Genomic DNA, 6057 nt, shown 5'->3' with positions numbered 1-6057 from the left:
GTCGGCGTCGGTTGGACATTGGACTACGAGATGTTCTTCTATCTCGTCTTCACGCTGGGCCTGCTGCTCCCTCTGGGCCTGGGCTTGGTCGGCCTCACCATGATCGGTGCATTCCTTGCCGCCAAATTCCTCGGCGACGAGACCGCCCTCTCCAGCTTCCTTGCCGATTCGGTCATGCTGGATTTCGTCCTGGGAATGGGACTGGGCGAACTCACGCGGCGCTTCGGGCTCAACCGGATCATGTTGGTTGCGATCGGCGCCTCATGCCTGTTTGTCGCGATCATCCTGATGCAGGCGGGGATAGGGTTGCGGATCGCCAAGGCCGGGCTTCCCGCGGTGGCGGTCGTCGCCGTGGCGCTTGCCGTCTATCCGCCCAGGACGGGCAATGCCGGACGATGCGCCCTGGTTCTGGGAGGAGCTTCCTATGCTCTCTACCTGTTTCATCCACTGGTCCTCAGTCTTACCAAAGCCGCATTCCTGCAACTGAACCCTTGGCTCGATGTGCTGCCAGTCACCGTGTTCAGCATCTATGCGACCCTGGCGCTGCTCGCTTCCCTTGTAGCGGCCATCCTGATCCGGCGGCATGTCGAACTGCCGCTGATGCGGCGCTGTTCCAGATTCGGACGTCGTCATGTTCAGTCAGCAGTGACCAGCGGATGAAGCCAGGTCTTGCTTCGCGTGCCGGCATGGAATCTGTCACGAGTAAGATGACTGCCATTCATCAGTACCCTGCCTGATTGGGAAGGAGCACCTGAAGCACGGGTGATCACTGATCCATGGCGACGCCCCAGCCTGGACGGCTGCCAGGGAGCCTCGAAGCGGTCCTGACAGCCGTCTCGCCGGGCAAGCGGATGCGCGCGGAGGTCAATCAAGGCCTCCGATCCTCGCCTGATCCAGGGCGCTCAGATCCCGAAGCCGCCGGCGACGTTGACGGTCTCGCCGTTGATGTAGCCGGCCGACGGCCCGGCCAGGAAGCAGATGGTTTCCGTCACTTCCTCCAGGGTCGCGATGCGGCGGATCGGATGCATGTCGAGGATGGCGTCGCGGTTGGGAAGCTCGCCGGCGACGTCGGCTGCCATGTCCGTCGGCATGATGCCGGGCTGGACGACGTTCACGGTGATGTTGCGGGGGCCCAGGTCGCGCGCGATGCCCTTGGCGTAGCCGGCCAGCGCCCATTTGGTGCCGGCATAGTCCGCCACGCCTGGGAAGGGGACGTAGGAGCCCAGGAGGGAGCCGATGAAGATGATCCGGCCACCGTCGCTCAGCCGGGGTGCCGCCGCACGGGTATTGGCGATGGAACCCAGGACGTTGACCTGCCACTGGCGATTGTACTTGTCGCCGTCCAACTCGGGGTCGTCGACGCGCTGGCCCTGGATCGCGATACCGGCATTGTTCACGAGGATGTCGAGCCTGCCGAACTCGGCGATCACCGCATCGATCAATGGTTTGGCAGACGACAGGTCGGCCTGATCGCTCCTGATCGCGATCGCGCGGGCACCCTTGGCCTTCAGCTTGGCCACGACGGCGTCGGCCTTGTCGGCCCTGGCGGCGTAGCTGATGGCGACGTCCGCGCCCTGCGCCGCGAACGCTTCGGCCGTGGCAGCGCCAAGGCCGCGCGAACCGCCGGTGATCAGGACGACCTTGCCCTGGAGGATGTTCGACATGAGAAACCCTTTCGGTACGCGACCAGGACGTCACCTGATCCCGGCGGGCGACTTCGCCCCATTGCGTAACGGTCATTACGATAACGATCGGTATGAAATGTAGACAGGGGCTGTCAAGCAGTTTAATAACGGCCGTTATGGAAAAGCTTGGCTGAGCCGATGGGACGCCGTCGCGAGTTCTGCGTGGAAAAGGCGCTCGACGCCGCGCTGTGCGTCTTCTGGCGCAAGGGCTACGAGGGGGCTTCCTACGCCGACCTGACCGAGGCTACCGGCGTGGAGAGACCCGCCCTCTATTCCGCCTTCGGCAACAAGGAAGCGCTGTTTCAGCGTGCCCTGGAGCGCTATGGCGAGCGGTACCTGGGGTACATCCCAGAGGCGCTCGAGCTACCCACGGCGCGCCAGGTGGCTGCGCATATCCTGTTCCATGCAGCCGACCTCAACACGCGCTATCCCGACCATGCGGGGTGCCTGGTGATCAACGGAGCGCTGGCCGGATCCGATGAAGCGGAACCTGTGCGACGAGCGTTGCTGGATTTTCGCGCGGCTGGCCAGGCGCAGCTTCGTGAACGCTTTGAACGGGCCAGGGCTGAGGGCGACTTGCCGGAGACGGCCAGGCCTGATGCCCTGGCGGCCTTCGTGATGGCGGTCACCCACGGCATGGCGGTGCAGGCCAAGGCCGGCTTTGGCCGCGACATGCTGGAGGCTGTTGCCGAGCAGGCGCTTGCCACCTGGCCTGCCGGTCGCTCCCCGCCTTCGGAACAGCCGTCCTAGACCGTTTGGGGGCGGGAAGGGCGACGCTCGGCGCTGCCGTGACCGCTTCCATCGGGATCATGCGGCGCTCTCGTCCTACGGGCCCACCCGGTCCCAATCGGGAGCGTGATGGTTTCCGCCGATCAGGGAGCGGGCCGGCCGGAATTTGCCGCCAGGACCTGTGTCCAGGTCGTCGACGAGGCTGGCCTCGACCTCCACGGCCGGCCCGACTGCCTCGGTGGCGTAGCGGACGAAGGCGGCCAGCCGCTCCGGCGTGAACCCGCCGGCCGGAACGACCTGGAACACGATCCGGTCCTCGCGCTCCTGGACCAGCCGGTACTGCCGCACCCAGTCTGCGCCGTCCCGGTCGAGGTTCTCGATCAGCCGGTAGGGATGCAGCCAGCTTCCGCCGGGCAAGCGGAAGAAGTCCACCATCCGGCCCTCGACGGCCAGAAGGGTGGCGAAGGGTTGGCCGCAAGGGCAGGGCGTCGGGCCACGGACCGCGACGTCGCCCAAGGCGAACCGGATCAGCGGCATGGCGTGGGAGTGCAGGCTGGTGATCACCACCTCGCCGGCCTGCCCGACCTCGGCCGGACGCCCGTCGCGCAGCACCTCGACGACCGCCACGTCCTCGTTGCAGTGCAGCCCGTGGCCGGCCGGGCACTCCCAGGCGATCAGGTTGCACTCGTGACAGTCGTAGAACTCGTAGACCGGGCACCGCCACGCGTCCGCGATCTCCATCCTGGCGCGGGTCGGCAGCACCTCGGAGTTGGTGATCAGGAAGCGCGGCGTGACGCGGGGACGCGGTGCACGCTTCAGCTCGTGGCCCAGCCGCAGCAGGACGCTGGGATAGGAGGTCACGATGTCCGGCGCGAACCGGTCGAGCGCATCCAGCAGGACGTCCGGCGGGTCGTAGAGGCTGAGCTGGATCCGGCTTTCCAGGCGTGCCGCCCGGATGAGGTTGCCGATCAGCTTGCGGTCGTTGGGGTGGCGGCCGGCCGGCTGGTCGATCTCGGCGAACCGGTCGCCGAGCCGGCGCCCGAACTGCCGATGCGCCCGCAACCGGAAGGCATGCAGGATGCGGTACTCGATCCAGGCGTTCATGATCCGGAACGGCCGGCCGGTCGAGCCGGTGGTGGAGATCGAGACCAGCCGCGCCGGGTCGACGCGCTCGTCGAGCAGGTCGGCCGGTGGCGCACGCCGGATGGCGTCCTTGGTCGTCACCGGCAGCCGTGCCAGGTCGGCAGCGCCGCGGATGTCCCCGATCGGGACGGCGGCGTCGGCGAGGAGGCCGCGATAGTACGGCACATGGCGGCCGGCCTGGGCGAGCAGCCTGGCCACGGCCCGATCCTGGAACGCCAGGAGGTCCGACCGCGTGCCGCCGGCCGGCCGGACGATCGCCGATGCGCCTCGGCAAAGTGCCGGCCAGCGCTCGATCACGATGCACCATCGAAAGGCATGCGGGGCACCCACGCAAGCTGCATGCGTTCGCGGATGCGACCATTGAACAGCCGCCGCGCGTTGCGGCTTCTTCCAGCTTGGCTGGACGCCGGCATTCCGGTCAATGTCGCTTCCCGCCATGCCCGTGACCGACGCCTCGTCTGCGTGAACGCCTCTCGACGGGTTGCCGAGTTCGGCCCGGATGGTCCAGGCGATGGATTGCTTGCGCGCCATCGCGGTCTCCCATCCGCATTGCCATGCGACCATGCAGGACTGGGCCGCCGCCTTTTGGGCTCCTGTCTACCTGCACGAGGCCGAGCGTGCCTGGATCATGCACCCGTCACCGTCGATCCGGCTCTGGGAAGGCGACACGCTGGAGATCGTACCCGGCGCGACCCTGATCCGGGCTGGCGGGCACTTTGCGGGCGGGACCGTGCTGCACTGGTCCGGTGCCGCCGACGGCCAGGGCGTGCTGCTGGCCGGCGACATCGTGCAGGTCACGCCCGGGGCAAGGCGCGTGACGTTCATGTGGAGCTATCCCAACATGATGCCGTTGCCGGCGGGCGAGGTGCGGCGGGTCGTGGAACGCCGAGCGCCCTGGTCGTACGAGAGGATCTATGGCGCCTTTTTGGGCCAGGAGCTGCTGCGGGACGGGCCGGGTGTCGTTGCGCGGTCGGCGGAGCGGTATGTCGCATTGGTCGGGGGGACGCAGTACGGTGCTATTGGCTGGGCTTGCCCGAAAGCCGACGGTCTAATTGCGGCTAGAGGCCTGCCGCGGCGGGGGATCGTGCGTGGATGCAAGACCTGACCCCAAGCACCGCATCCTTAGGGATAACGTAGCTGAAACTATCGTTGATGACCGGCTCGTTGGCGGTACTAGCATCCTCGGCGGCAGGAGCCACGAGAACCCGCTCTTTGGGTTGCTGGGCCTTCTTTCGCTTCTTGGCGGCCATAGTGAGGAAAGAGACTTATGCGGTCCCAATTGTAATCATCGCCCACACCACCAAAGCAACGACGGGAAGTATCACGATGATGGCAACAATGCCCGCAATCTTCTTTCCAGTTTCTCGCTCACGTTCCTGCTCTCCGAGGATGGCGAGCACCCTTTGATCGGTCGTCATACACAGAAACTATATCATAAAGCAGCAACTTTGAAAGACAGCGCCAGCAGTAAAGATTGCCAAAGCTAGTTTCGAATGGCTCCACCGAGGATACGCTTCAATTATCTACGATTCCACAGTGGTCAAATTGGATATAATTTATGGACATACTATCGATGTAGCCTCTTACATTTATTATCTCACCTTTCATTAGAGTTTCAACTCTGCCGCGGTATCTTCGATCAAAAAATGGGATCGCCCTGCGACCTAGTACACTTTTCTCATCATGTTCGAGTTCAAATACAACCATCGGAAGAGAATATGTGTTGCCGCCCACTCGGGCGTCATCAACTGCAGCGCTGAATGTCATCCATTTACCGATATATGGACGAACTAGCCTTTCAGACTCAACAGTCATTTGCCGAGTTTTATAGAGATCCATTAAGTAATCGAGCGTGACGTTTGGACCAACAAACTCCCGCTCCTGACGTGCGGGTTGTTCTGCAATCGGTGACCGTTCCGCCGTCGGTGCCTGTTCGGTAGCAGGTTCTTGTTCGAAGACCTTTTTCTGTGGCTCCTTCGTCCTGAGCTGCTTCCATAATATGGCGCATCCTCCCACAGCCGCAGCACCTAGAGCGTACAAGACGTCGACCGTCTTCGGATGCTGTTCGATGAACTCGACGATTGACGAGTAGAATTCCATCTGGACTGGCTCATGCTCCCGACAAGAACAGCCCGTACAGTGACGGGCTGTCGTGACACTACTCAAGTTGGAACAGCTTGGCCGGTCGGATAGCCGCCGTTCAGCTCCGTGCAGAAGGTTTCGAGTTCCTGGGAGGTCATGCTGGCAGCGTAACAGCGATGGGGTGTTTGTAGCGCCAGGAGAAGACAGGGACCGCTAATGGCAGACGTACTAACATGGCTTACAGCAGGCGATTCAAGCATAGCTATTCTGGGTGGCTTGTGGAGTGCACCCCGTTTGGCCGGACAGAGCCAGGGTTGGGTTAAGCACTGAGTTTGCGGAACTCGGCGGGTGATTGGAAGCGCAGCGCCGAGTGTGGGTGGAGATTGTTGTAGTCGTCTATCCAAGCCTGCAGCAGCCC

The 6057-nt window shown here is 63.7% G+C and carries 8 protein-coding genes; 4 read left to right on the top strand and 4 right to left on the bottom strand.

Translation table 11 applies throughout. The annotated features are described in order from the left end of the window. The coding region (locus VHL31_RS11500; protein ID WP_329661353.1) for an acyltransferase family protein at positions 1-660 on the top strand (660 nt) is incomplete at its 5' end. Between the two features lie 242 nt (positions 661-902). On the opposite strand, the gene VHL31_RS11495 is transcribed toward VHL31_RS11500, so the two are convergent. Continuing rightward, positions 903-1664, bottom strand: a complete 762-nt coding sequence (locus tag VHL31_RS11495; protein WP_329661352.1) for an SDR family NAD(P)-dependent oxidoreductase — start codon at positions 1662-1664, stop codon at positions 903-905. Positions 1665-1823: 159 nt separating this feature from the next. On the opposite strand from VHL31_RS11495, the gene VHL31_RS11490 reads away from it, so the two are divergent. Then, the gene (locus VHL31_RS11490) at positions 1824-2435 is read left to right on the top strand and encodes a TetR/AcrR family transcriptional regulator (RefSeq protein ID WP_349262415.1); all 612 of its coding nucleotides are present in this window, start codon (positions 1824-1826) and stop codon (positions 2433-2435) included. A 75-nt stretch (positions 2436-2510) separates the two neighbouring features. Here VHL31_RS11490 and VHL31_RS11485 read toward each other — a convergent pair whose 3' ends face one another. After that, positions 2511-4088 carry a hypothetical protein gene (locus VHL31_RS11485; RefSeq protein ID WP_329661350.1) on the bottom strand — a complete coding sequence of 526 codons (1578 nt, stop codon included), beginning with the start codon at positions 4086-4088 and terminating at the stop codon, positions 2511-2513. On the opposite strand from VHL31_RS11485, the gene VHL31_RS11480 reads away from it, so the two are divergent. Together VHL31_RS11480 and VHL31_RS11475 are read left to right on the top strand one after the other, a co-directional pair. Beyond that, entirely contained in the window at positions 4078-4662 is a 585-nt protein-coding gene (locus tag VHL31_RS11480) for a hypothetical protein (protein WP_329661349.1), read from the top strand. The genes VHL31_RS11485 and VHL31_RS11480 overlap by 11 nt on opposite strands. Next, the gene (locus VHL31_RS11475; RefSeq protein WP_329661348.1) at positions 4646-5044 is read left to right on the top strand and encodes a hypothetical protein; all 399 of its coding nucleotides are present in this window, start codon (positions 4646-4648) and stop codon (positions 5042-5044) included. Before VHL31_RS11480 ends, VHL31_RS11475 begins: the two co-directional genes overlap by 17 nt. Before the next feature lie 28 nt (positions 5045-5072). On the opposite strand, the gene VHL31_RS11470 is transcribed toward VHL31_RS11475, so the two are convergent. After that, complete coding sequence (locus tag VHL31_RS11470; RefSeq protein WP_329661347.1) at positions 5073-5657, bottom strand: hypothetical protein; 585 nt, start codon at positions 5655-5657, stop codon at positions 5073-5075. Between the two features lie 301 nt (positions 5658-5958). Next, complete coding sequence (locus VHL31_RS26940) at positions 5959-6051, bottom strand: hypothetical protein (protein ID WP_414653618.1); 93 nt, start codon at positions 6049-6051, stop codon at positions 5959-5961. Positions 6052-6057: the final 6 nt, after the last annotated feature.

It is taken from the genome of Geminicoccus sp. (assembly GCF_036263595.1).
GTDB lineage: Bacteria > Pseudomonadota > Alphaproteobacteria > Geminicoccales > Geminicoccaceae > Geminicoccus.
The sequence above is the reverse complement of the archived record's forward strand: the minus strand, read 5'-3'. Positions and strand labels throughout refer to the sequence as shown.

Coding starts and splice junctions, on each gene's coding strand:
- VHL31_RS11495 (WP_329661352.1), bottom strand. CDS start 1,664: ATGTCGAACATCCTCCAGGGCAAGGTCGTCCTGATCACCGGCGGTTCG.
- VHL31_RS11485 (WP_329661350.1), bottom strand. CDS start 4,088: ATGGCGCGCAAGCAATCCATCGCCTGGACCATCCGGGCCGAACTCGGC.
- VHL31_RS11470 (WP_329661347.1), bottom strand. CDS start 5,657: ATGGAATTCTACTCGTCAATCGTCGAGTTCATCGAACAGCATCCGAAG.
- VHL31_RS11490 (WP_349262415.1), top strand. CDS start 1,824: ATGGGACGCCGTCGCGAGTTCTGCGTGGAAAAGGCGCTCGACGCCGCG.